General features: G+C 47.9%; 11 protein-coding genes and 5 pseudogenes. 5 read left to right on the top strand and 11 right to left on the bottom strand.

Features of this window, described 5'->3' with window-relative positions; genetic code table 11:
- Positions 1-180 precede the first annotated feature (180 nt).
- Entirely contained in the window at positions 181-1,275 is a 1,095-nt protein-coding gene (locus MCB1EB_RS01695; protein ID WP_045363349.1) for a WD40 repeat domain-containing protein, read from the bottom strand.
- A 60-nt stretch (positions 1,276-1,335) separates the two neighbouring features.
- Here MCB1EB_RS01695 and istA (MCB1EB_RS01690) point away from each other — a divergent pair.
- Positions 1,336-1,926, top strand: a pseudogene (gene istA / locus MCB1EB_RS01690) (IS21 family transposase); the annotation flags it as partial.
- 62 nt (positions 1,927-1,988) lie between these two features.
- On the opposite strand, the pseudogene MCB1EB_RS01685 reads toward istA (MCB1EB_RS01690), so the two are convergent.
- From MCB1EB_RS01685 to MCB1EB_RS01665, 5 genes and pseudogenes are all read right to left on the bottom strand, one after another.
- Positions 1,989-2,633, bottom strand: a pseudogene (locus MCB1EB_RS01685) (integrase core domain-containing protein); the annotation flags it as partial.
- 186 nt (positions 2,634-2,819) lie between these two features.
- Complete coding sequence (locus MCB1EB_RS01680; protein WP_052394129.1) at positions 2,820-3,158, bottom strand: RepB family protein; 339 nt, start codon at positions 3,156-3,158, stop codon at positions 2,820-2,822.
- Positions 3,159-3,250: 92 nt separating this feature from the next.
- Positions 3,251-4,033, bottom strand: coding sequence for an IS21-like element helper ATPase IstB (gene istB, locus MCB1EB_RS01675; RefSeq protein WP_045366608.1), 783 nt, complete (start codon positions 4,031-4,033; stop codon positions 3,251-3,253).
- A gap of 27 nt (positions 4,034-4,060) precedes the next feature.
- A complete protein-coding gene (gene istA / locus MCB1EB_RS01670; RefSeq protein WP_045366611.1) occupies positions 4,061-5,644 on the bottom strand; it encodes an IS21 family transposase in 1,584 nt (527 codons plus the stop codon).
- 210 nt (positions 5,645-5,854) lie between these two features.
- Positions 5,855-6,256: pseudogene (locus MCB1EB_RS01665) on the bottom strand (helix-turn-helix domain-containing protein); the annotation flags it as partial.
- Positions 6,257-6,376: 120 nt separating this feature from the next.
- Here MCB1EB_RS01665 and MCB1EB_RS01660 point away from each other — a divergent pair.
- Positions 6,377-6,871, top strand: a pseudogene (locus MCB1EB_RS01660) (IS21 family transposase); the annotation flags it as partial.
- Positions 6,868-7,650 (top strand): IS21-like element helper ATPase IstB, encoded by a 783-nt coding sequence (istB, locus tag MCB1EB_RS01655; RefSeq protein WP_126353819.1) that lies wholly within the window; start codon positions 6,868-6,870, stop codon positions 7,648-7,650. The pseudogene MCB1EB_RS01660 and the gene istB (MCB1EB_RS01655), both read left to right, overlap by 4 nt.
- Before the next feature lie 127 nt (positions 7,651-7,777).
- Here istB (MCB1EB_RS01655) and MCB1EB_RS01650 read toward each other — a convergent pair whose 3' ends face one another.
- The 3 genes and pseudogenes from MCB1EB_RS01650 to MCB1EB_RS01640 form a co-directional block, all read right to left on the bottom strand.
- Positions 7,778-9,004: an IS256 family transposase gene (locus MCB1EB_RS01650; RefSeq protein WP_126353818.1), complete on the bottom strand. Its 1,227-nt coding sequence runs from the start codon at positions 9,002-9,004 to the stop codon at positions 7,778-7,780.
- A 310-nt stretch (positions 9,005-9,314) separates the two neighbouring features.
- Positions 9,315-10,340, bottom strand: a pseudogene (locus MCB1EB_RS01645) (IS110 family RNA-guided transposase).
- A gap of 214 nt (positions 10,341-10,554) precedes the next feature.
- Positions 10,555-14,454 carry a pentapeptide repeat-containing protein gene (locus tag MCB1EB_RS01640; RefSeq protein ID WP_126353817.1) on the bottom strand — a complete coding sequence of 1,300 codons (3,900 nt, stop codon included), beginning with the start codon at positions 14,452-14,454 and terminating at the stop codon, positions 10,555-10,557.
- A 172-nt stretch (positions 14,455-14,626) separates the two neighbouring features.
- Between MCB1EB_RS01640 and MCB1EB_RS01635 the strand changes: the two genes are divergently transcribed.
- Entirely contained in the window at positions 14,627-14,842 is a 216-nt protein-coding gene (locus MCB1EB_RS01635; RefSeq protein ID WP_045363351.1) for a hypothetical protein, read from the top strand.
- 34 nt (positions 14,843-14,876) lie between these two features.
- Here MCB1EB_RS01635 and MCB1EB_RS01630 read toward each other — a convergent pair whose 3' ends face one another.
- Complete coding sequence (locus tag MCB1EB_RS01630; protein ID WP_081953518.1) at positions 14,877-20,693, bottom strand: NACHT domain-containing protein; 5,817 nt, start codon at positions 20,691-20,693, stop codon at positions 14,877-14,879.
- A 243-nt stretch (positions 20,694-20,936) separates the two neighbouring features.
- On the opposite strand from MCB1EB_RS01630, the gene MCB1EB_RS11940 reads away from it, so the two are divergent.
- A complete protein-coding gene (locus MCB1EB_RS11940; RefSeq protein WP_161566159.1) occupies positions 20,937-21,080 on the top strand; it encodes a hypothetical protein in 144 nt (47 codons plus the stop codon).
- A 1,007-nt stretch (positions 21,081-22,087) separates the two neighbouring features.
- Here MCB1EB_RS11940 and MCB1EB_RS01625 read toward each other — a convergent pair.
- The gene (locus tag MCB1EB_RS01625) at positions 22,088-25,936 is read right to left on the bottom strand and encodes a WD40 domain-containing protein (RefSeq protein ID WP_052393847.1); all 3,849 of its coding nucleotides are present in this window, start codon (positions 25,934-25,936) and stop codon (positions 22,088-22,090) included.
- Between the last annotated feature and the right edge of the window lie 870 nt (positions 25,937-26,806).

Raw genomic sequence — 26,806 nt, 5'->3', positions numbered from 1 at the left:
GAAAACGATCTCGCTATTACCGAGCCTCCCGAATTCAACCGAGAACCCGCTCCGACCTATTTTTCTATCGGCAATTTAAACTCTACCAACGAGCCTCAAAACGCTTCGGACGGAGATATTAAAACTCTGTCAACAGATAGCTCCACTCATTACAAACAAGCGCTTACGCGCCTATACACCCTACGCCAACAAAGCGCCTCTCTGAGTTAATAGCTTTTGATTTATCTCGCTTAAACCCTCTACTCCTTTAAGCAACATATCTTTTACATTTAACCTTTCATGCCCCGAACTCCAGCTCAGTTTCAAATCATAAACTTCTGGCTCTTTGAGAATCTCCCATTGCCGCACCGAATGATCAACGCTACCTGTCACCAAATACTGCTCTCCATCCAACACTGTCCAAGCTACACTATAAACTGAACCACTCAACATCTGAATCTCTCTGAGACACGCACCCGAGATAACCTCCCCCAGTCGTATCGTACCATCCCAACTGCCCAAGGCAATCTGCTCTTTGCTCGGCGAATACACCACACTATTAACTGGCCCAGTATGACCCTTCAAGGTGGCGCCGGGCGACCCGCTTTTCACATCCCACAGACGGACCGTATTGTCATAACTACCCGATGCGATCTGCAAGCCGCTCGGCGAATACACCACGCTCCTAACAAAGTCGGTATGGCCCTTCAAGGTGACGCCGGGCGACCCGCTTTTCACATCCCACAGTCGTACCGTACTATCCCAACTGCCCGAGGCAATCTGCTCTCCGCTCGGCGAATACACCACGCTCTTAACAGGGTCGGTATGGCCCTTCAAGGTGTGGATTTTTGTCCAGCTTGACGTGTCATATACGCGAATCTCGCCACTCTCAAGGCCCATCGCACAGGTTTTCCCATCCGGAGAATAGGCACACGAGTACACTCCACTCTCCTCTTCCAGATACGCCCATTCACCAAACTGCACCCCCGACATCTGCGCGCCACTTAAATTCGCCTGGCGTAGCCAGCTTGTGCGAAACTTCACACCGCTTAAATCCGACCCTTGCAATTGCGCTGAATCAAATACTCCACAACTCAAGTCTGCTCCAGGTATCCGAATTCCCCTCAAATCCGCTCTATTAAACTGCGCACCTGCTCTGACCAATATCGTGACCGCATTCGCAGCACCCACCGTCACAGCGGCATCAGGATCTTTAGAGGCTTCTATCCAAGCATGCAAATGTGCCTTAAAGCTAAGGTGCTGCTTGATGTCAGCAGCGGATATAAACTGATACACATCAGCGCTTGAAAATTGATACGCCGATTTGAGAAGCTAGTGGCATTTATTGGTGCTGCGTTGATAAGCCAAGAGGCGTATGTGGAAATAAAGGTGTTAAGAAGGCATGGCAAGAGTTTGCGTGAGATCGCTAAGGAAGTGGGCTGTTCGGTGAATACAGTGCGGCGCCATTTAGAGGTTTCGGAGAAGCCGAGATATGAGCGTCAGGTGAAGCGAGAGCGCAAGCTAGCGGTGTATGAGAGCTACCTTCGATTGCGGCAGGAGTCGGCCAAGCCGTTATGGATACCCGCAACGGTATTGTATCGGGAGATAAAAGCAAGAGGCTATATGGGAGGGATGAGCCAACTCAGAGGATTTCTCCGGAGCTTAAAGCCGAGTCAAACAGAGGAGCCCGTGATTAGATATGAGACGATGGCTGGAGATCAAATGCAGGTGGACTGGGTCGAGTTTCGTAAAGTGAAGGATCCGCTCTATGCTTTTTGCGCAACACTGGGATACAGCCGAGCGAGTTATGTCGAGTTTGTAAGCGATATGAAGATCGAGACGCTGATTAGATGCCACCAGAATGCATTTGAAGCATTGGGTGGAGTGGTGAAGCAGGTCCTGTACGACAACATGAAGACTGTAGTGATCGAGCGGGATGCTTATGGTGTATTAGTCGCGATCTGATCTGACAGTTACCCGGTTTGACGAGAGCAGTTGTCAGGTCAAATTCAGTTGTTCAGTATTGAGATTTTATCTCGCCAAGCCTCCTTTCCGTCAATTAATGTTTGAATCGGTGTTCGACCGCAGCACATTTTTCCTTGATGTGTACGATCGTTGTTGTAATACGCCAGCCAATCTTCGAGATCATTTTGCAGTTGTTCGATTGAAGAATAGATTTTACGGCGGAATGTGACCTGATAAAACTCTTGCAGGATAGTTTTATGAAATCGCTCGCAAATTCCATTCGTCTTCGGATGTCGAACCTTGGTCTTAGTGTGCTCAATGTCATTGAGGGCCAAATAGAGCTGGTAATCATGGGTTTCCGGCCTGCCACAATACTCAGTACCCCGGTCGGTCAGTATGCGGACCAGCCCCATTTCCTGCTCTTCTAAGAACGGTAACACTCGATCGTTCAAAAGATCTGCTGCAGTAATGGGCGTTTTGGTTGTGTAAAGCTTAGCTGCCGCCCACTTCGAGTAGGTATCCACGAAGGTTTGCTGGTAGATTCGGCCTACACCCTTGATCGTGCCAACATAAAATGTATCCTGGCTGCCAAGATAACCAGGATGAGCTGTTTCGATCTCACCGTGCGCTACGTCGTCTTCCTGCTTTTTTTCGAGCGCAACAACCTGTGCTTCAGTCAGAACACGACCTGTTGTGCGTATTTCAGCGATCGTGACCGGTCCTTTCAGAATTATCGTGACCGATAAATTCGGGCAAGCGAAGGAGTTTAGATTGTACATAAATCGGTCACGATGAGTATCAAATTCGAATGAACACTCTCTATTTTTTTGCTCAATCACAGACCTCATACTTTGCTTTTTAGTATCAAGAATGCGTTACGCAGTAACGGAAATAGGTTGAGATTCCGAATTGAGCGAGAGTGTAAAAAGCTCTGATTTGAGGCGCAGTCGTCCGCCATAATAGTCACTCACACGACTTTTTACGATACCGTCGTCTGCCTGCTCTCGCCTGATTCTTCTGATCACCTCTATCTCAGTCTGAAGCAGTAGTTTCTCAATGATGGTTCGTTGCGTGACACCGTAACATTTAGCCAATAGCTCGAGCGTCCATTTTGAATCGGGCTCAATAATGATGTTGAGCCGCTTGGCTAGACCCTCACGGAGGTGGCGATCTCGATATGTTCGTTGACGTTGAGCCGTGTTATTGACTGTCATTTTTTGATCCTAGTAGGTTACGCAGTAGCCATAAGAGTAAATTTAGGCACACAGAAACGTTTGCCCTAAAGAGGATGCGATAAGCGCCATGGCTAAAGTGAAGGCTGTAGGTCTGATCGTTGTGACGGTGCCGCGTACTCGGAACGAACTTCCTGTTTGCGCAACGATTCGCCTTTGAGCTTAAGCTTGTGGCTCTGATGCACAATGCGATCGAGGATGGCATCAGCGAGAGTCGGATCGTTCAAATATTCATGCCAATGCTCAATCGGTAATTGACTGGTAATCAGGGTTGAGCGCGAGGAGACCCGGTCATCAATGATTTCTAATAGATCAGCGCGTTGGTCCTGGTTGAGTGGGTGTAGGCCCCAATCGTCCAATATGAGCAAATCGGTTTTAGCGATAGCCTGCAATTTGCGAGTAAAACTGCCGTCACCATGGGCAATACGCAGCTCTTCAAATAGCCGGGGTATACGCACATACAGCACCGAGAAGCCACAGCGACACGCCTGTTGCCCCAATGCACAAGCCAGCCAGGTTTTGCCGACGCCAGTGGGACCGGTGAGTAAGATGCTTTGTGCGCGCCGGATCCAATCACAAGATGCGAAGCTGGCGATTTGCCGCCTTTCCAAGCCTCGCCCAGTACGGTAGTCGATATCTTCCAAGCAAGCCGAGGACACTTTTAGGCGTGCTTGCTTGAGTAAGCGCGCGATGCGACGGTTGTCACGATGCGAGCATTCGCGGTCCACCAACATACCGAAACGCTCTTCAAACGATAAATCATCGGTCGCGCGCAAAGCAAATTGCTCGCTCAATGCGATGGCCATGCCATCGAGCTTGAGAGCCTTCAGTTGGTTGAGGGTGTGCTGATTTAACATGAATTTCCTTTGAGGTGAGTGAGGGTATTAGTGGTAGTAGCGCGGTCCACGCACGTTGTCATGCGTGGTGAAGCGAGGTTCGGTTTGGGCGGCGGGTGTAACCGGTGGCGATGACTCGATACGGTCCAAGCCGGATTTAAGGATGTTGGAGACGCTTTTATAGGTCATGGCACGTAAGGCGGCGGCGCGGGCGCACGCTGCTTCTAAGCGTTCTTTTCCGTAGGTGCGCGACAACTGCATTAAGCCTAGGCAGGAGCGATAGCCCATTTCAGGATGAGGCTTAGAGTCCAAGAGATGTTGCACGATCTGATGGGTGGCCTCTCCGATCGATTCGCCCCAATTCAACAATCGTCCGGGCGACCATTGCCGGTGAGCTTGGTGTGATTTAGGCATGTGCTCGGCCAAGGTCGTGTGATGATTGTTCACGCTGGGTATCAGGTGACTGGCTACGTTAGGGTGAGAGGCCACCCTCTTGCCTTGATGGAAGCATTCAATGATGCCCGCCGTGATACGCACTTCGACCTCATGGCCCACCCATTGGTGAGGCACGCTGTAATAATGACGATCAACTTCAATATGGTAATCAATTGACACTCTCGCTTTTTTCCAGTGCGCGAGTTCAAATGGCTGTAACGGCAGCGGCCGCAGTACCGGACGGTCGATTGCCTCGAACGCTTGGATACGATTGCCAGGCAACTTCTTAAATGGCCGGGCGTTGAGATCGATCAGCAAAGTCGCGATTGCATGGTTTAATTCGGGCAAACTGAAGAAACGCCGGTTACGCAAGCGTGCGAGAATCCAGCGTTCAGCGATTTGCACGCCGACCTCTACTTTGCCTTTGTCCTGCGGCTTATAAGGTCGTGCAGGAAGTACGGCGCAACCATAATGGGCAGCAAACTCAGCATACAGGCGCCCCACCTGAGGCTCATACCGATCAGGGTGAGCAATCAAGGCTCGGGCATTGTCACAAACGATCAGCTCAGGGCAGCCTCCGATATAGATGAGTGCTTGGATGTGTGCGTTAATCCAGTCCGCTGCAGTTTGAGTCCCCGTGGCTATGGCAAATGTATAGTTAGAGGCGCCAAGTACTGCTACAAACAGTTGGGCTTGACGGATTTCACCAGTATGCGGGTTAGACACTGCAATCGTCTGGCCTGCGTAATCGACAAATAGCTTCTCGCCAGCTCGATGAACCTGACGCATCGAGCGCTTGAGTGTCTTGGCCCAAGCGCGGTAATGTACGCACAAGCTTGTATAGCTGTAGGGCCGACCCGGACATTGCGCGCAATACTCCTCCCACAGCAGTTGCAGCGTGACGCCTTTGCGTTTGAGTTCTTGATGAATCCAAGCATAATCCGGCGGCATGAACTGAGACGCACGCACCACAGAGGCCTCAGATGGGGGCTTCAGTCTGGATGACAGCGCTGTTTCGTCTAGCGCTTGCGCCTCTTCCCAGGCCAAACCCGCTTGGCTAGCAAGCTTAATGTACTTGGCGACAACACCTTTAGAGAGCGATAGGACCCGGGCTATCGCCTCTAGCGACAAGCGGCATTCATACCGCAGCCTTAATACTTCTTTAACTTTGCGCATGGTAATTCGTCGACTTGGCATCGCATACCTAAAAAGCGCACACGATACCGGGTTGTTCAAATTACCTTCGCCTGCCTATAGGCTTATCAAATCGCCGATCATTTCTAGCTTTCCGATTTCAAAAATCTTACCTAAAATCGGTCACGAAAATTCTGAAATCAGCGGTCACGATAAATCTGAAATGACCGGTCACGCTTCTGAAATGGACGGTCACGATAGGCTGAAATACGCACCTGTTGCAGCAATGTGTTTCTCCAGCGCTGAAAGGCGCTTTTTAAATGACTCTAAATCGCGCCGTAGCCAAACTGACCGTACTCCCGATGGGGAAACAAAAATACCCCGCTTACGTAGTTCGTTGGAGACTCGGACTTGGCCAAAAGCAGGTTGTTCCAAAGCAAAGTCAGCTACCGCTATTTCGGTGGCTTCTTCAACACAATTTCTAAGGTTGGGCTTTCTACGATTGGCATCGATCAGAGCATCCACTCCGCCTGTTTCTACCGCCGTTTGATACCGATAAAATGTATCGCGGGAAAATCCCATCACCTTACAGGCGCGAGACACGTTACCAAGTTCTGTTGCCAAATTGAGCAAGCCGACCTTGTGTTTAATGATATTTTGATGAACACTATACATGGGGTTATTCCTACGCGCTTACGCGCTGGTTTAATAAAGATTCGCACCTCTATCAAACCGGATAACCCCACCATTTGGCAAGGCCTTACTGTACGATCAAGTCGGAACTAATACACTTATGGTGAGGGCGAACATCGCTACCATGCTGCATTTTTAGATTACGCCAAGCATAGCGGATTTGTCATCAGGCTATGTCGGCCATACCGTGCAAAAACCAAGGGCAAGGTAGAACGCTTCAATGGTTATTTACGGCGCTCGTTTTATATCCCATTGGTCAGCCAACTCAGCCAGGCGGGATTGAAGTTGGATGTGCTAACGGCCAATATTGAAGTCAGGCACTGGCTTGAAGAGGTTGCGCATGAACGTATTCACGGTACAACCCAAGTCAAACCTAGAGAACGTCTTGAAGAAGAACGTCCATACTTGCAAGCGCTCCCCACACCATGGCGAGGAGAGATCGCGGCAGCCCGGCCACAAGGTAAAAAAGTTATCCCGCAAAGTGTTAAGCGACCCGCAGCGGTGATAGAGCAGCTCGCTCAGAATGTGCCTGAGCAGCATGCGTTGAGCGTGTATGAGCGCTTACTACAACAGGTTGAGCAGGGAGTTGCTGCATGAATTTACAGTATGAAAGGATTACCAACCTATGTGGTGCGTTGAATCTGCCATTCGTGGCCCAGGGCTATGGCGCTGCGGTACAAAACGCCGCCAAGCAGGAAGTTGCCTACAGCGATTTCTTGGAGGAGCTGCTTAAGACGGAAATGGCTGGACGTAAAGTTAGGCAACAAAACACGCTGACTAAGATGGCAGGCTTCCCAGCCATTAAGACGCTTGAGGATTTTAATTACAACTTTGCCAAGGGAGTCAAAAAGGCCCAGATAGAAGAATTGGCAGGATTAGGATTTGTGCCGCGCACTGAGAACATCGTGTTGGTGGGCCCCAGTGGCGTTGGCAAGACCCATTTGGCCATTGCATTGGGCTATCGAGCTGCACAAGCCGGTATTAAAACCCGTTTTACGACGGCTGCAGATCTCATGCTACTGCTGACAACCGCCTATCGCCAAAATAATATGAAGGCGACTTTGCATCGGGCAATCAAAGCTTACCGTTTAATGATTATTGATGAGGTGGGCTATGTGCCAATGAACCGGGAGCAAGCCAACCTGTTCTTCCAGGTGATTGCCACGTTGTACGAGAAAAGTAGTGTCATCGTGACAAGCAATTTACCCTTTGGCCAATGGGATACGACATTTGCACAGGATACAACGCTCACAGCAGCATTGCTGGATCGGTTGCTACATCACGCGCATGTTGTGCCAATCGCGGGTGAAAGCTACAGGCTCAAGCATCAACGCCAGGCTGGGTTAATTCATCCTGTCATCCGGGAGCAGATGTAAAAAGCGTAGTCAGTACAGTGGGGTGTATCAGTTTTAAATCGCTGTTGACAACAGGCTCTTGGATTAAAAGCGTTTGAGCCTGTCATTATTTTTGTGTGCGATGAAGCCTCACCAAGAAATTACAGTCTCATGCTAAAGAAACAGTAAATCGGTCGCCAAATAAGATGGCAAATTGAATTTTAGCTGCTCGCCATATAATCGGAGGCATTTTCCACTCCTTAGAGATATTGCGCAAGGCTAAATAAATTAATTTAATAGCGGCTTGGTCGTTAGGGAAATGGCCTCGATTTTTAATCACCTTACGCACGCGCATATGCAGACTTTCAATGGCATTCGTTGTATAGATGATTTTACGAACCTCCAGGGGGTAGGCAAAAAACGTAATAACTTCTTGCCAATGACGTTGCCAAATTGAAGCAATGGGCGGATATTTGAGGCCCCATGGGCCATTGGCAAAGGCTTCAAGCGCTTGAGCCGCTTCCTCTTCGGTCGTGGCTCGATAAATCGTTTTCAATTCTGCCGCCACCGCTTTGCGGTCTTTCCAGCTCACAAACTCCAAGCTATTCCGTATTAAATGGACAATACAGGTCTGAATTTGCGTTTGCGGGAAAGCGGCTGTGATCGCTTCTGGAAACCCCTTGAGCCCATCTATTACAGCAATCAAGATATCCGTCACGCCCCGATTTTTGAGTTCTGTCATCACCCTAAGCCAGAATTTTGCCCCTTCAGTCTGCTCTACCCAGATGCCTAAAATTTCTTTCAGGCCATCGGGTCTTACACCTAGCGCCAGGTAAACCGCTTTATTCTTTACGCTGCCTTCATCCCGTATCTTCACTCGCAGTGCATCAAAAAATACCAACGGATACACGGACTCCAACGGACGATTCTGCCATTCAGTCACCTCATCCATTACGCTTGAGGTCACCTTTGAGATTAGGTCTGGCGAGACTTCTAGACCATAAAGTTCCGTCAGATGCCCTTGGATCTCTCTTACCGGTAAACCCCTTGCGTACAGGGAAATCACCTTATCATCGAACCCAGGTAAGCGTCTTTGGTGCTTCGCTATCAATTGTGGATCAAAATTCCCCTCCCGATCTCGAGGTATATTCAACTCTATCTTGTCCTGAGACGCTAATACTGTCTTCTTGCTACTCCCATTCTTATAGTTACTTTTTATTTCTCCCGCATTCCGCTCTTGAGCAAGATGATGGTCTAATTCCGCTTGCAGCATTCTCTCTGCTAATGCTTTTTTTAGCTGACCAAATAACCCGGCCTCTGTAAATAGCGATTGCGGATTCGACGGATCTACTCCTTCTAAGATTTTATCTAATAGTCCTTCGTCTAACTTTGTCATAGGATTCCTTTTTTATTACTTCTATTATCAGATGAATTCCTCTGCACACAAATCTATGGTCCCCCCGTTTTTTGCAAGACTGATTTTTGATGCTGTGGTGGCTTGCCTAAATCTATTCGGAGTCATTGTAGGGAGAAATCTCCCTGCTCCACGATGAGAGCCGCGCCCAGTGATCCTAAAAAATTTCTCAGTCTTAGTGACTTATTGTGTGAACAGGTTCTTCACCGGGCCTCTGTGCCGTTTACGTCATCAAATTTCAGCGTTCGCAAAACCAGTGGGTGGGTGTTAATAAATTGTTAAAAAAACATGCTTAAGCAGGCATGACAAAAGCCTTTTCTTCAAACACTTTATGGCGAGCAACAACTGCCCATGCGATTCTTGCCAGCTTATTGGCGAGTGCACAGGCGACGACATTCGAGTGTCGTCGTGTCAGCATGATTTGTATCCAGAGGCTAAGCTGATCGACACGTTTATCAGCGTTTTTCATAATGGAACGAGCACATTGCACAAGGAGCCGGCGGATATTTTTATCGCCACGTTTACTAATCCCCAGCAAGTTGGCTCTACCGCCCGTACTATATTGGCGCGGCACAAGCCCGATAGATGCGGCAAAATCTCGGCTACAACCATATTGTTTCCCATCGCCCATATCTGCCGCAAGCACGCTCGCTGTAATCGGGCCAATACCTGGAATGGTCATGAGCCGCTGGGCAATCTCGTCATCGGCCAATTGCGTGTGCAATTCCTTCTCGATATCGCTTACTTGTTCAGCGAGATACTTATAGTGCGCGTGCAACCGTTCTAGCATGGCCACTAACCGGGGTGGCAGTGGGTGTTCAGCTAATAGGGCAGGCAAACGCTTAATAACCGCGTGTCCAACCGGCAAACTCACACCAAATTCGAGCAGAAAACCATGAATCTGATTGATTGTGCTAGTTCTATCCTTAATCAACGCTTCGCGTACTCGGTGCAGAGCAGATAATGCGAGTTGCGATTCTGTCTTTGGCGTCACAAATCTCATTGAAGGCCTTGAGGCCGCTTCACAAATCGCTTCGGCATCTGCAAAGTCATTCTTGTTGCTCTTGACGAATGGGCGCACAAATTGCGGAGAAATGAGTTTAACCTGATGCCCGAATTCCTTCAGCTTGCGAGCCATATGGTGGGCTCCAGCGCACGCTTCCATGACCACTGTGATTTAATGAAAGTTGCTGAAAAACGTCAGCAATTGCTTGCGCGTCACTTTCTTGCGAAACATCATCCTTCCTGCTTTGTCTTGTCCATGAAGATGAAAGGATGTCTTACCTAAATCGATTCCTATTAGCGTTACCTTATCCATTGATGGCCTCCGTAAAATTCCCCACTAACTTAAACAGTTTAGACAGTGGGGGGACCATCTCATTAGTTTCTGACACGCTCAAGCGTTTTATAAGCAACTACAGCATACATACAACGCTATGCCATAGCCCCTCTCGCAATTAAGTGAAATTTACAACTGTACACATACCGTAAAGATGCAAATACATACGCATATAACTGCGCACTTATAGACTTTACGCTAACGCAGCTCCTCTCTGTTTTAACAGTTTCTTATTCATTTCGCTTAACCCTACTACTCCTTCCAATAATGTGTCCCTCACCATCAGTACTCCATGCCACGTACTCCAGCACAGCATCGCCTTATACTCTCCTCCATCCTTTTTCAACTCCCACGCACGCAATGAATTATCAGCACTCCCACTCAATAAATAGGCCTCGTTATGCCTCCATTTCCACGCTACGCTATTGACCTCCCCTGTAAACTCTTGAATCACCTTTAGACAAGCACCCGAATACACTTCCCACACACGTATGGTCTTGTCAGAACTCCCCGAGGCAAGCTCAGATCCTCTCGGCGAATACACCACGCTACTAACAAAGTCGGTATGTCCTTTTAAGGTGTGCACAAGGGTTCCGCTTTGCACCTCCCACAGACGCACTGTATTGTCAGCACTGCCCGAGGCGAACTGCATTCCGCTCGGCGAATACACCACACTAATAACACCGAGGGTATGTCCGCGTAAGGTGTGCACAAGGATTCCGCTTTGCGCCTCCCACAGACGTACCGTACAGTCATAACTGCCCGAGGCGACCTGCGTTCCGCTCGGCGAATACACCACGCTATTAACATAGGAGGTATGTCCGCGTAAGGTGTGCACAAGGGTTCCGCTTTGCGCCTCCCACAGACGTACCATCTTGTCACCACTGCCAGAGGCGAGCTGCATTCCGCTCGGCGAATACGTCACGCTACTAACAGCTTCTGTATGTCCACGTAAGGTGTGACCAAGGGCGCCGCTTTGAGCGTCCCACAGATGAACCGTATTGTCATCACTCCCCGAGGCGACCTGCGTTCCGCTCGGCGAATACACCACGCTATTAACATAGGAGGTATGTCCGCGTAAGGTGTGCACAAGGGCTCCGCTTTGCGCCTCCCACAGACGTACCGTCTTATCATAACTCCCCGAGGCGAGCTGCATTCCGCTCGGCGAATACGTCACGCTACTAACAGCTTCTGTATGTCCACGTAAGGTGTGACCAAGGGCACCGATTTGCGCCTCCCACAGATGCATCGTACCGCCCCAACTGCCCGAGGCGATCTGAGAACCGCTCGGCGAATACGCCACGCTATAAACATGGGAGGTATGTCCTGCTAAGGTGTGAGCAAGGGCGCCACTTTCCGCGTCCCACAGACGTACCGTCCGGTCATGACTCCCCGAGGCGACCTGCGTTCCGCTCGGTGAATACGCCACGCTATTAACCCAGTTTGTATGTCCTTCTAAGGTGTGACTAAGGGCGCCGCTTTCCGCGTCCCACAGACGTACCGTCTTGTCATAACTCCCCGAGGCGAGCTGCAAACCGCTCGGCGAATACGCCACGCTAATAACATTGGAGGTATGTCCTGCTAAGGTGTGAGCAAGGGCGCCACTTTCCACGTCCCACAGACGTACCGTCTGGTCATGACTCCCCGAGGCGACCTGCATTCCGCTCGGTGAATACGCCACGCTATTAACCCGGTTGGTATGTCCTTCTAAGGTGTGACTAAGGGCGCCGCTTTCCGCGTCCCACAGACGTACCGTACAGTCATAACTGCCCGAGGCGAGCTGCAAACCGCTCGGCGAATACGCCACGCTAGTAACATTGGAGGTATGTCCTGCTAAGGTGTGACTAAGGGCGCCGCTTTCCGCGTCCCACAGACGTACCGTACAGTCATAACTGCCCGAGGCGAGCTGCAAACCGCTCGGCGAATACGCTACGCTCAGAACACTATTCGTATGCCCGCGCAAGCTCGGCGAATACACCACGCCCCTAACAGAGAAAGTATGTCCACGTAAGGTGTGGATTTTTTCCCAATTCGACGTCGCATACACACGGATCGTACCGTTACCAAGACCCATCGCGCATATTTTCCCATCGGGCGAATACGCGCACGAATTCACCACGCCCTCTTCTTTCAGATAAGGCCATTCTCCAAACTGCACTCCTGACATCTGCGAGCCGTTTAAATTCGCCTCACGCAGCCAGATCGCACGAAGATTTGCTCCACTCAAATCCGACCCTTGCAACTGCGCTGAATCAAATACTCCATTACTCAGATCAGATCCAGGTACCTGGATTCCTCTTAAATCACATCCATTAAACTGAACTCCCGCTTTCACTAAGACCGTCAGTGCATTCGACGCGCCTCTTTTAACATCCTCTCGGCTCTTAGACACTTTCACCCACGCTAAAAGAGCCTTCAGTAAAACTCTATCCTCTTGCACTCGCTCTACTAAAAAACTCTGCACTGCTGGGTCTTCTACTACATTCAGTGCGTTGAATTGCACAGATGACTCAAACTCAAATCCTTCGCCTAGACTTTCCCATACTGGACGTACATTTCTTATCACACCCAGTTTCTTAGATAGCTCTACTTCATGACTCTTAGCACCACTTCCCAGCTCTTCCCACAACGCTCTCGCCACAAAATAATCTCGCAGGGATTTATGGATAAACCGGTATTGGTTTCCTTTCCTCGATAAAGGCGCATTAAAGCGTAAGAGCCGTGTCTTTTCGTCATCATTGCTTAAAAAATGGCCCCACTCTTGCCCTTCGCTGGCTTGCCCTGTCGAATACGTCGCAACCAAAACCTGTTTTTTATACAACGCAAGCGCAAACTCTTGGCTAAAATGAATCCCATGCTCAACAAAATCTTCTTCGGCTAAACGGTTAAAGGTTTTTTGCTCTTCTCTAGTTAACTGAATCCCTTGTAACCGACTCTGCGAGCGTCCAAACCAGTTTTTCGCAAACTGCTCATAGAGTGCGCCTCGAGTATAGGAATTCCGATTAGAAGAGCCTTCTTTTGAGCCCAACGAAGGCAACACCTCTAGCACAACCTTAAGTAAAAATGGATTGCCTATCAGCGCCTGTAAGTCTGGATGCGATAAAGCGCTTTGATACTGCTCCACATTCCATTTGGATTTTGCATGTCTGACATGGCTTTCTATATAGCCTCTAATTGCAGCCTTAGAAAATTGGGCTAGCTCACATTCTTCAAATACTCTCGCTTGACCGGACGGATAAAACTTGCTTTGATAACTTGGCCCTAAATATTCTGGGCGGCTACTGATTATCACTTTAGCATCCCACTTATCGAGCTTGTTATCCGTATAAAAAACCCGTTGACGATGCTTAATCTCGTCATAGCCATCCAGAATAAAGATAAACCGCCGGCTTTGCCGTAGCTGTTGGATTTGCTCTTTTGAAAAACCTTCCTCAGTAAAATATTCAGTGAGCAGGTTTTCATTCGGATCTTTTAGTGTCGTGAGCTGGATGAATACTGGAATACGCTCATCCTCTTTTTTATCAGCCAGTTCATAGTTTGCCCATAGCTGGCGTGCTAAATAGCGATTAAACGTCGATTTTCCTGAACCAGCCTCTCCTAGCAGTAAAAAGACTTTCTTATCTGATTCTAAAAACGCATTGAGCTTGTGTCTTAAATCAAAACGCTCACCCGATTCTACGCTGCCCACCGCCTTACCTTCAGGTCCAACATAAAGACTCAGTGCATCTCTTATCGTTTCGTCAACCTGTAGAACCGATAAATAATTCTGTCGCATCGTTTCAATGCTCTCACCCAAATTAGCTAGGGGGACAGTATTAGGTTGCAAGGCGAAGTTTTGCTGACGTATTAGAGTTTCTAGAAGCGTGAGATCTAAACCTGTTCCATGGTAATGCACTTCAACCTGGTGATTCGAACCACTCACTGGGATACTTACTAAGCCTATGCTAGTTTGTGTGACAGATTGCATCTCTGCATCATAAGCCTCATGCATTGAATCAGGTCGTGCTCGTTTATTCGAAAAAGATGAATCTATTTGAGGAAAATATGAAGCTAACGAAGGTTGAGTATTTTGGCTTGGATTAATCGGTGACATGCTGGCTACCCATTTTTAATAATTCGTATTTAACCTATATCTGGATGATTCACCATCGGATAAAAACTCAGCCTTTTTTGAATAAAACTTATTTGCCCCAAGTCACGACAACATGGGACAGTGCCAGAAACTTTGAAAAGATGCCGCTAATTTCGGCGTTAACGTTGGCTTCGTGCGCCACTACAACGCATCATTTGCCGGCGGGCCTGCCGGAGCTCCCGCCGGGTTTGACCGAGAACCCGCCAGCGTTTCGATTGCTGAAATTGCCGAAGTCAACGCTTTCAACGCCAATGTCTGTTGGCAATGGCGCGAGCAAGCGCTTGGATTAAGAGCGTTCTATCGGCAGTTGCAGCAAACCCAGCAGCATGATCACTTAGTTGCTTTTTAACTGCTACCTATCGACAAACGGGCTATTCTCATGTTTAATTTTTAGGAGTGCCTTTGGCGCCACGCTCAATTAGCAAGGCGGTATTATTCGATCCTAAATACTCCGCGTTGTCAATAGAAGCATCCACCGCGGTCAATACCGTTTGATGTGAGGCCCAACTCAACCGAACCTCACGGATGATGATACTGCCTTTCCTTTCTTCCATTATCACCCGCCACAGGCGAACTACGCCATCCCCCCCTCCTGTTGCTAGTAGTCGCGCATTGCCATCAAGCAAATCTCGCCAGGCCGAGGAGTAAACATAACCAGCAAAGCCTCCTATCTCTGAAAAACATACTTTTGAGGCGAATGAAATCACATATACTAACCGGATAGCATTCGCCATCGCCAGCCACTCGCCATCGGGCGAAAATGCTATACTACTTACCCAGGCAGGAGACTCTGCAAACACGCATTGGCACTCAAGCCTGTTATCTTCCACTGACCATAGCTTGACCGCCCCATCATAACTGGCAGAGAGCAGTAACTCGCCATTTGGCGAAAACGTCACACTCGTCAGAGGGGTACGATGCGTTCCAGATGTATCTGGCAACGCGAACAAGTCCGTTTTAGTCGACCACAATCTGACCGTATAATCATAACTGCCCGAGGCCAGCAATTCCTCGTTCTTTGGCGAAAACGTCACACTTGTCACCGGATTCTCGTGACCCGTAAACGTATGCTTTAACTCGAGCTCGTTACCTTGCACCGACCATAGCTTGATAGTCTTGTCATCACTACCCGAGGCCAGCCACTCGCCGCTTCGCGAAAATGTCACACTCGTCACCGCATGAGTATGCCAGTTAGATTTGTCCGGGGACACGGACGAACCGGTTCTCACCGACCATAGCCTAATCGAACGGTCACTACTGCCCGAGGCCAGCCACACGCTCTCCGTCTTCGGCGAGAACGTCACACTCGTCACTGAATCAGTATGCCCTTCAAGCGTTCGCTGGAGCTTGCACCCGTCAGCGTCAGGCCCCACCGACCACAGCTTGATCGTCTTGTCATTACTGCCCGAGGCCAGCCATATGCTGTTTGGCGAAAAAGCTACACTATTCACTGTATTAGCATGTCTTTCAAACGTGTGCTGGAGCTCACGCTCGATATCTCCCACCGCCGATTGCCTGACCGTCCAGTCCTCACTGCTCGAGGCCAACCACTGGCTGTCCCGCGAAAACGACACACTCGTCACCGCATGAGTATGCCCTTCAAACGTTCGCTGGAGCCTGCGCCCGTCAGCGTCAAGCTCCACCGACCACAGCTTGATCATCTTGTCCTCACCGCCCGAGGCCAGCCACACGCTATTTGGCGAAAACGCCACACTATTCACCCACCCTCCATGCTCCCCGAGCGTGCACTGGAACTTGAGCGTGTTATCTTGCACCAACCACAGCTTGACCGTCTTGTCATCACTGCCCGAGGCCAGCCATTTGCTTTCTGACTCGTTGTCTTCTGCTGGCGAAAACATCACACTACTCACCCCAAACACATGCCCTTTAGACATATACTGGAACTTCCGGCGAGTGGGATAACGATACCTCTCATTCTCTTCATTATGATACCCTTCAAACGTGTCCTCACCAATTCCCTTCAACTTGATCGGCTTGTCCTCACTGCTTGAGGCTGACCGCTGATCGCCTGGCAGAAACGCCTCACTCTCCACCCCATCAGGTTTCACCGACCACAGTTTGATCGACTTATCATAACTGCCCGAAGCCAGCCACTTACCCTTTGGAGAAGAAAATGCCACGCTTTTCACCGAATGAGTATGCCCTTTAAACGTAAACCCTAACCTGAAGCCTTCAGCGTCAGGTTCCACCGACCACAGCTTGACCGTATGATCGGCACTACCCGAGGCCAGCCACTTGTTGTTTGGCGAAAACGCCACGCTTAACACCCAATCCTCATGCCCGATAAACTTAAACGCGGAACTGGAACCTTTAGCGTCAGGTTTCACCGACCAAAGCCTAACGGCACAATCCGTACCACCCGAGGCTAGCCACTGTCCGTTTCGCGAAAACGCCACACTCGTCACCACCGTATCACCACGATGCTCCCTAACAATGGGCTGAAGCTCTAAAGTCTCCGTACAATACAGCTGAACTCTGTTGTTTGTGGCAATAGCCAACCAGGCCCCATCAGGCGAATAACAGCACGCTTTAACTATGACGCCGGGTTGTAATCTCGGCTTTTCTCCAAAGTTAACACCGGCAAGGTCCGCTCCCGCAAGATTAACCTTTCGCAACCACGCGCCTCGTAATTGCACTTCACTTAAATCTGCCCTTTCGAATTTGGTATGGTCAAATACTCCATAACTTAAATCTGCTCCACGTGCATGAATCGCATTGAAATCTCTTCCGCTCAACTGCACTTCCGCTCTGACTAAAATAGTTAGTGCATTAGCCGCCGCGATATGAAATTCGTCACCCGACTTATCATCCGACTTCGAGAGATTAATCAAATCGACTAACAGATCTATCAATGCTGGCTTCTGTTGAACTCGCTCAGCTAAAAAGTCAAGTACTCCTGGATCTTTGACAAGGTTCAGCTGGTTGAATAGTGGCTCCATTTCCGTTGCTTGTAAAACGCAACTTTCCCACAAAGCTTCGGCCACAAAATAATCTAGAAAAGATTTATGTTTAAACTGATACTGTTCATATTGATAAGTTTCGAGAAGGCCTTCCTCCTGAATTATTTGATGATTTAGTGGAATACTACGGCGCAATAGCGAATTTTTTACGTCATCTGGGTTTAAAAAATTCTTGCACCAAGATGGTGGCTCTTTCACTGTCGAATATTTGACCACCCCCTGTGTCTCTTTTTTCTCTTTATATATACCTATTGCAAAATCTTGAGCAGAGGTCTTGACACGCTTACTGAAATTTTTGAATAAATTCTTTATAAAGAAATCCCGTTCTTTTAAATTTGGATTATTTCCTAAGCTTTTGCATTCGCGGTCAAACCAATACTCCATAAACTTATCGTATAAGCCAATCCGGGTTATAGTATTGTCGATGGACTCGGGTGTCTTGAAGACAGTCAAGGCCATGTTGAGTAACAAGGGATTGCTTATAAGCTTTTTTAATTCTGGCGAGCCATTCAGTAATTTTTCTTTGTACTGCTCGATTAGTGAGGCGTCTTGCTTTGACTTAGTTACATAATTTTCGATATAACGCTCAATCATTTCATCTGAAAATGGCGCTAGATGAAATTCTTTCAAAAATTGGTCGGACGGTCGTTGAGATTCGTAAGTTGATGGTGGCAGGAAAGAGTCCCGATAGTTATCAGTACCCAAATATTCTCGTCGGCTACTAATGATGATTTTTGCATGCGTCCACTGCCCCAGTTCATTATCAGCATAGAATGTGGGCGAGAAACTGGCGAACTCGTCATAGCCATCCAGAATAAAAACAAAACGCCTCTCATCTTTCCGCAGGTCTTTAAACTGTGCTTCCAATCCCTGATTTGTTAGATATGTGGAGATAAAATTCCCCGGTGAAACGCTTGAGTTTGGGTTCAGCTTTGGTAGGTCAATAAATAAGGGTATAGGGCGAGAATAATCATCCTGTTCAATCGCAGCACTATATTCGTCCCATAAGCGACGAGCGAGGTGCCGGCCAAACTGAGTTTTGCCAGAGCCTGTCCCACCTAACAGTAATAAGACTCGCGCTTCCGGTGAAGTGAGGAAGCTGTTGATTTCGCCTATTTTGTCATCTTTGCTTTCTAAAGCAAGGCGCTGATTTTGATTGATGAGAGTACAGTCCGGTTTTTCATAAAGCTCATCTTTGGCTACAATAGTATTATCTTTGGCTATGATAATATCTTCCGTGGTCTGTAAAAACGCTTTTCTCAACTCTTGGAGTTTGGGCCCTAAAGTGAGTTCAGCGCTTTCGCCCAATTGTTTCTTTAAGAGTTCGGTAGGAGGTGTATACCAGTCGGCATGCCAGGCCGGCGTAACTTCAGCCTTTTGGACTGATGCGCCGTCATCAGCAGTGCGTACTTGCTTTAAAATCTCTGGGAGCTCTTCTAGCAGCTCAGGAAGTTCAGCTTTTAAGCGCTTTAAGGTATTTAAAGTCGCTTGCTGCACGACGCGATTATTCTTGGGCAACATGAAATCGCTTAAAAATTTAGTAGCTTGCTGCGCGACTTTCTTTACCTGCTGAGCCCGGTCACGAGCCTCTGATGCCAGAGGTGCCAAGAGTTGAGTGCGATTCTCTAAAAATTGTGCCCGCTTTTCTAAACGTTGTGCTTCACTGTATTGGCGCCCAACGATGTACTCTAAGCGTTGACACAGACCCTGTAGAAAATTCTCATCATCGACATTCAGATACTCATGAAAAAAGCTCTCGAACTCGAAGAGCCAGCCTTGTTCCAAAAAGCACACATCGATAAATTGCAGAGCGGTATACCAGGGTCGCGCTACGGTTCGATTTCTCAGCGCCTGACGCATGTTCGTACCGATTTCTTTCAAAATTGGCAAAGCGGTTTTCGCGTCGGCGGCATTGAAAGACGTGAGCGCCGCGACTGCATTGGGAATGTCACCAGCCTTTGAAGCATTCTCAACGGCATAATGAAATGCAACGCCATTTTTGGCGACGCTTGCGATAATGGCTTTAATACTTAAGGCTGTTATTAATGCGTCATAGGCGCGAGTTGCCGCTTCCTTCAAAGCGCTTTCATCATTAGGAATGCGCTCCAAGGCTTGGCGCGCATAATCGACTTGGAAAGTCAGCTCCGGGTCTGTCGAGTATTTTCCGCGTAAATCAGCCAAGCTCTTATTCAGAGAATCTCGTAATCCCTTGCGACTGATACCGAATTTGATGCCGACCCGGAAGATCGTATCCAACAGCTGCGAGGTAGTTTGCAACAATACTTGAAGTGATTCAGTACTTCCCCAGGGGTTGCTCTTGAAAATTCCGTTTAGAGTTTCTAATAGCCTTACCAGACTCATTTCGACCTGCTGAGCGTTAAGCCACGATAACGGAAGGTTGCGTAATATAACTTCTAGGCCTCGCAGCGCCGGTTGATTCAGCATGCCTTTCCCAGACAAAGCTGTAATCATGATGTTTGTCCACCTATCATAAATTTTTTTATCAGGAATCGCTGCTAACGGCGCTATTTCTTGCGAGTGTCCCAAATTGTCGCTGCCAGTTAGATTATTGGCCGCCGTGAGTATCTTCAACGCTAACGCACATAAAGTTTCTTTTTGCTCGTCAGAAGTGTGTGAATGCCAACAATAAGCTAAATGGCGAGTATTTTTGATTTCGTGCTGCTGCTTTACGACAGCATCCTCAACGGAGGTGAGTGGCAGTTCATTTGTAAAGTAACGTGAAGTAATGACTTCCGCCTGACGGAACTGGATATCTTTCAATATAGCAGTGGCCTCGTCTGATCCGTATTGCTCGGCCTTTTCAAAGTCTTTACGCGCTAGACATCTTAAATACGATAAATTTCTCTCATTTGGAATGTTCTCTCCAAGCTTAAAATAGGCTTGAATTAATTGAGATTGGATATTTTCTAGCTTGGATGGATCAAACGTTGATACAATTTCCCCACGCTTCAAATAAGCTCTAGCTAATCCAGCTTGGATATCTTTTGCACCAGCCTCAGAAGCGCTGTTAAAAGCGTTTATCGCCGCTGTATAGCTTATCCACACCTCATCGATCTGGCTCCTCTGGCACCTATCGGCATCTTCTAAAGCCTGCCAAGCAGCGTTAACCTCTCTTGATGCGGACGCATGCCCTTGCGACTGCAATGTCGAGGAAAGGGGTACTGACGGAGAATGAATGGAGCAAATAGGAGGTAACATACTTTTATGTGGGCACCTTTCGGTTTGCTTCGTGAGCCCATCTCCTTAAATATTAGTGCCCTTGCACCTTGAATCAACAATATACTTATGTAGCTTATACGGGTATTTTTCGGTCTGCTATAGGATTTCTTCAGTGAGGCTCTCCAGGAGATAGACTAAATTTATGCCGCTCACTGCGATGTGAATAGTTTTGTGTTGCAATTCAATTCTTGACGTATGCTTAAATATCGAGAAAGTGCAAAAATGGAGCAAGTTACTTATCTACTCTCACTGGAAACGTTTTTGCTCGCAAACAAGACCGGCGTACTGGCAGACCATCAGCGATACATTGTTGAAGAATTGATGACGCAGTTTTACGGAAAGTTGCTGGAAGAGCTAATATGTTAAATTAAGGAGTGGGGGAGGTAACTGAGCAAATTTTTGTCAATGGCATCTCGCAAAGTCTTATAAATACTAGGTAGGTTTCTACCAAACTGTTGACAATTATTTTCTATAGTTCTTTGATTTATAAGGAAAAAATGCATTTTCCGTCTCGGATTGTGATTTCAATCGTCTTGGGTCTGGGTTAAAAAGTTACCGTATTGGTATCTACAACTACCAACGCCCCATCGTAGCGAAGAGTAGCCTAGCGGTTTTTGTTCTACAAAACTTCCAAAAAACTCCCTGAATACTTGTAATATATACTTAGTTTTTTTGTATTTGTAGAACACAATATAGCTTAACTTAATGATATTTAAAGAAATTTATCAGGGCTTTTAATCCGTTGAGCAGAAACTCAGCCCATGCACAGCCTACCGATAATCAACCTGAAAATAATGTAATGGTGGCTTGCTTTTCGATTGAATCTCATTCATGAGTCCAAATTAGACAAATCAGATTGCTCAACAAAGATATTTTCTGCCTAAAATTGGAGTTAATTTTTAAGTTATTTTTATCTTTATGAGGATTAAGGCTAAGGTACAAAATTGTAAAATTTCAAAATCCGTTGTAAAGTTTGGATTCAAAATCCCGCAAACCCTTATGTGGTGGGGTGACCGACGGGACTTGAACCCGCGACAACTGGAATCACAATCCGAGACGGAAAATGTATTTTTTCCTTATAAATCAATAGATTAGAGAAAATAATTGTCAACAGTTTGGCAGAAACCCATCTAGTATTTATAAGGATTTGCGAGTTGCCGTTGACAAAATTTTACTTGTCTTTCTTTCTATAAAACTATCTATATAAGTTGGCCCGAATCAAATAAACAGGGATCATATCAAGATAAATATAACTTACATTAGATAAAAATCTCGGAATGATTTTAGTTAAATCCAACATTCACACTGTAGTGAAAGGCTCTCACGGGCCTTTCACTACGCCCTGTTAACACCCTACGTTAATTCAGTCTATCTCAAGCTAAATCTGACAATACAACTCCATCATTGGCGCCCCTCTGCGTCAACAGCGCTCGATTTACCTCACTTAAGCCTTCCACGCCTTCTATTAATGCACCCTCCACTGTTAACCCAGCATGCGGTGACATCCAGATCAGACGAACCCACTCTTCATCCCCCTCTCTTATTGACCACTGACGAACTATCTTATCGCCACTGCCAGTCAACAGATAGGAACCCTCCGGCATCGCTTTCCAGGCTACGCTATAGACAGTCCCTCTAAACTCTTGAATCACCCTTAGACAATCACCTGAAGCAACCTCCCACAGACGCACCGTATCGTCCCAACTTCCCGAAGCGATCTGTAAACCGCTCGGCGAATACACCACGCTAGTAACAAAGTGAGTATGTCCTTCTAAAATGTGGCCAGACACTCCGCTTTCCACGTCCCACAGACGTACCGTACTATCCCATCCCCCCGAGGCAAGCTGCGAGCCGCCCGGCGAATACACCACGCTAGTAACAGAAGCGATATGTCCTTCTAAGGTGTGCACTGCCATTCCGCTTTCCGCGCTCCACAGACGCACTGTATTGTCAAAACTCCCCGAGGCGATCTGCGAACCGCTCGGCGAATACGCCACACTAGTAACGCCCTTGGTATGTCCTTCTAAGGTGTGACCAGCTAATCCGCTTTCCGTATCCCACAGACGCACCATCTTGTCATTACTCGCCGATGCGATCTGCGAGCCGCCCGGCGAATACGCCACACTAGTAACGCCCTTGGTATGTCCTTCTAAGGTGTGCGCTGCCACTCCGCTTTCCGCGCTCCATAGACGCACTGTAGTGTCCTCACTCCCTGAAGCGATCTGCGAGCCGCTCGGCGAATACACCACGCTCGTAACAGGGGCGGTATGTCCGCCTAAGGTGTGGACAGACGCGCTGCTTTCCGTGTCCCACAGACGCACCGTCTTGTCCCAACTCCCCGAGGCAAGCTGCAAGCCGCTCGGCGAATACACCACGCTCGTAACCCAGTCGGTATGCCCCTCTAAGGTATGACCAGCTGCGCCGCTTGGCGTACCCCACAGACGCACCGTTTTGTCCCTACTGCTCGAGGCGACCTGCAAGCCATTTGGCGAATACATCACGCTAGTAACCCAGTCGGTATGTCCTTTTAAGGTATGCACTGCCGCGCCGCTTTCCGTGTCCCACAGGCGCACCGTTTTGTCCGCACTCCCCGAGGCGATCTGCGAACCGCTCAGCGAATACACAACACTAGTAACACCTAAGGTATGTCCCTCTAAGGTGTACGCAACTACCCCACTTTGCGCATTCCACAGTCGCACCGTCTTGTCATCACTTCCCGAGGCGATCTGCGAGCCGTTCGGCGAATACATTACGCTCCTGACAGAGTCTATATGCCCTTCTAAGGTGTAGATTTTTTCCCAATTCGAGGTCAAATAGATGCTGATTGTGCCGTTATAAAGCCCTACCGCACAGTTGTTCCCATCCGGAGAATACGCGCAGGAAATCGCTTCGCTCTCTTCCTGGAGATAAGCCCATTCGCCAAACTGCACCCCAGCCATCTTGGCTGCGCTTAAATCCGCATCGCGAAGCCAACTATTCCTAAAATTGACCTGCCTTAAATCCGCCCCTTGCAACTGCGCTGAATCGAATACCCCAAAGCTCAGATCTGCCCCGGGTATCTGGACGCCTTTTAAATCCGCTTCATGGAACTGCACTCCAGCTTTAATCAGGATCGTGATTGCATTCGCCGCAGCCATACTCACGCTATTCTGGCGCGTTGACGCTTTGATCCACGCCAGCAGCGGTTTCAGCAACCCTCCATTTTGTTGCACTCGCTCGACCAAAAACCGCTGGATTGCTAAATCCTCCACAACATTGAAGGTATTCAATAAGGCCGTAGCATCCACTTGAACAGAAGGGCTGAGCCCTTCCCATAACACCCGCACCTGTTCTACCCAGTTTAATGGCGTAGAACGATTCGATGACTCCGATCCCGGGAAGTTTTCTAGCTCTTCCCATATCGCACGCGCCACTAAATAATCCTGGATTGATTTATGAATAAAGCGATATTGCTGTTGCTGGCGAGTCAACAAAGCGCTAAAACGCAGTAAATTCTTTGCCTCATCCTTATTGCTCAGAAATGTCTTATATCGTTTATCCTGCAGCTTCCCTAGGCTAGCAATCGGGGAATATTCCGCTACCGTGGTTTGGGCCTTTGACATCTCCAGCGCAAACTGAGTATTAAATGTTTGGCTATGCTCAATAAAGCCTTCATCTTTTAAACCGCGGAAAGCCTTCTGCTCCGTCTCCATCAATTTAGACTGAATCGCATCTAAACGCGCTAACGAACGCTCAAACCACGTTTGCACAAACTGCTCATAGAGTTTGATTCGGGTTAAAGCCCTTTGAGCGGGCCGAGGTTTTTCTAATGTAGGCAACACGCTTAAGGCCATTTTGAGTAAAAAGGGCGTGCCCAATAATTCTTTCACATTTGGAATCTGCGCCAATCTGTCTTGATAGTCTTCAGCGCTCCATTGAGCTTGCGTATGCTTAACATATTGATGAATATAGGTTTCGACCGACTGTTCTGAAAACGGTGCGAGCTGATACTCCAGCAGCACACGGGAACGACCTCGCGGTTGCAGATGGTTTTTATAGCCGTCCGTTAAATACTCAGGCCGACAACTCAGTAAGATTTTTGCTTGCCATTGATCTAGTTTTTCATCCGCGTATAAATTTCGTTGTTCCGCAGGAATTTCATCATAGCCATCTAAGATTAAAATAAAGCTTTGACTTGCCCGCAACGCGTCGATCTGCTCTGGCGAAAAACCGCATTTATCCGATAAATACTGGCCGATCAAGTTCTTGTTGGGCCTATCTATAGTCGGCAAAGAGATATACAGTGGGATCGGTCGCTCGCCTGAAGCTTTACTATAGTCTTGCCATAAGCGGCGTGCTAAATGGCGATTAAAAGTCGATTTACCTGACCCCGCTTCACCGCACAACAACAGCACCTGAGTTTTCTGTCCAGAATCATTACCTTGCGTTAAAAAGGCCGTTACCGCTTCGTCTAAATCGAAAAGGGTGTCTTTATCTGTGAGGGTCGTCGCCTGTGGCGCGACATACATCGCCAGCCCGTCCTGAATTTCTCCAGGTTCTTCCCATGCGGTGAAATATTCTTCTTCGATATTGCGGCCTAAGATGGCCAACGGTTCTTTCTTCCAGCGTAGCTCTAGCGCTTGCTGCTCTTTAAAACGATCTAGATAGGCGGTTTTTAATTCGCCAACAGCGGTATGCATTTCTTGGATTTGAGGCAGAAGCTCTTTATCCGGTGAGTAATAATGCACGTTGACCGTGTTATTCTTGCCATGGACTGGAGCATTAATCGTACCTTGGCAGTTTTGTACGACAATCTTTCCTTCGAGATTATCCGCTTGAGCCGTTTGTCCCTCAGCACGTAAAAATTGGCTGCGCTGAGAATTAACAGTCCTCAACAAATCTTGCGCTTTGGGATGCTTCGGCTCTAACTTATGGGCTTCATCCGCGTATTCTTGGGCTTGCTGATAGGCATCTTTAGCCTCAGTGGTGCGATGCTGCCTTTCCAGCAAGTCAGCATAATCAAGAGTAATAACCGCCAAGGTTCGATATACTTTTGATTTTTTAGGGTTGATCCGCTGTGCTTCTTGGCCCATCGCCAGCGCTTGCCGGAATTGCTCTTCCGCTTTAGTCTCATTCCCTTGCTTTTGATACGCTAGCGCTTGCTGATGATAATCATCGGCCACTTTTCGGGTCGCTGTGGTACTCCTAAATGTGTTCCCGAGCGCACGTCCTATGTGTTCCATTTCTTTTCCTTAGCTTATTTTTCTTAGGCGGGAGTGTAGCAAAAGTCTTTTTGCGCTAAGTGTCATCTTGAGTGCAGTGTAGTGAAACGCCCACCCGCTGAGGCGGGCTAGCTTTTTTTTCACCATGCATAAAATTGCAGGTTGACACGTTTTCAGTTGCAGGGTGTTACAGCTCTATGGCATTTCTTTGTATGAATGCTGTAGCTGCCTATAAAAATCTTTCAATCCAAGCGCCTGTTCACGCCATTGCCAGCAGACACTGGCGTTATAGACATTGACTTCGGCCAGTTCAGCAATCGAAATGCCGGTGGGTCTTCGGTCAAGCTCGGGAAGCCTGTCGCCGGATTAAGCGTCTTGGATTGTGATTCCAATCGTCTTGGGTCTGGGTTAAAAAGTTACCGTATTGGCATCTACAACTACCAACGCCCCATCGTGGCGAAGAGTAGCCTAGCGGTTTTTGTTCTACAAAACTTCCAAAAAACTCCCTGAATATTTGTAATATATACTTGGTTTTTTTGTATTTGTAAAACACGATATAGCTTAACTTAATAATATTTAAAGAAATTTATCAGGGCTTTTAATCCGTTGAACAGAAACTCGGCCCATGCATAGCCTACCGATAATCGACCTGAAAATAATGGTGGCTTGCTTTTCGATTGAATCTCATTAATGAGTCCAACTTGGACAAATCAGATTTGCCCAACAAAACTATTTGCCGCATAAAATTTCAGTTGATTTTTAAATTGTTTTTATCTTAGTGAAGAGGTATGCTGAGCGACTATCCAGCCCACGTGACTGTGGCCAAAAAACTACTAATCCACCTGAAATGAAGAAGACTAGCCATTATTTTCTGTTCCGCAAACCCAGATG

Source organism: Mycoavidus cysteinexigens (assembly GCF_003966915.1).
Classification (GTDB): Bacteria; Pseudomonadota; Gammaproteobacteria; order Burkholderiales; family Burkholderiaceae; genus Mycoavidus; species Mycoavidus cysteinexigens.
Note: the sequence above shows the minus strand (reverse complement) of the source record. Positions and strands in the feature narration are given on the sequence as shown.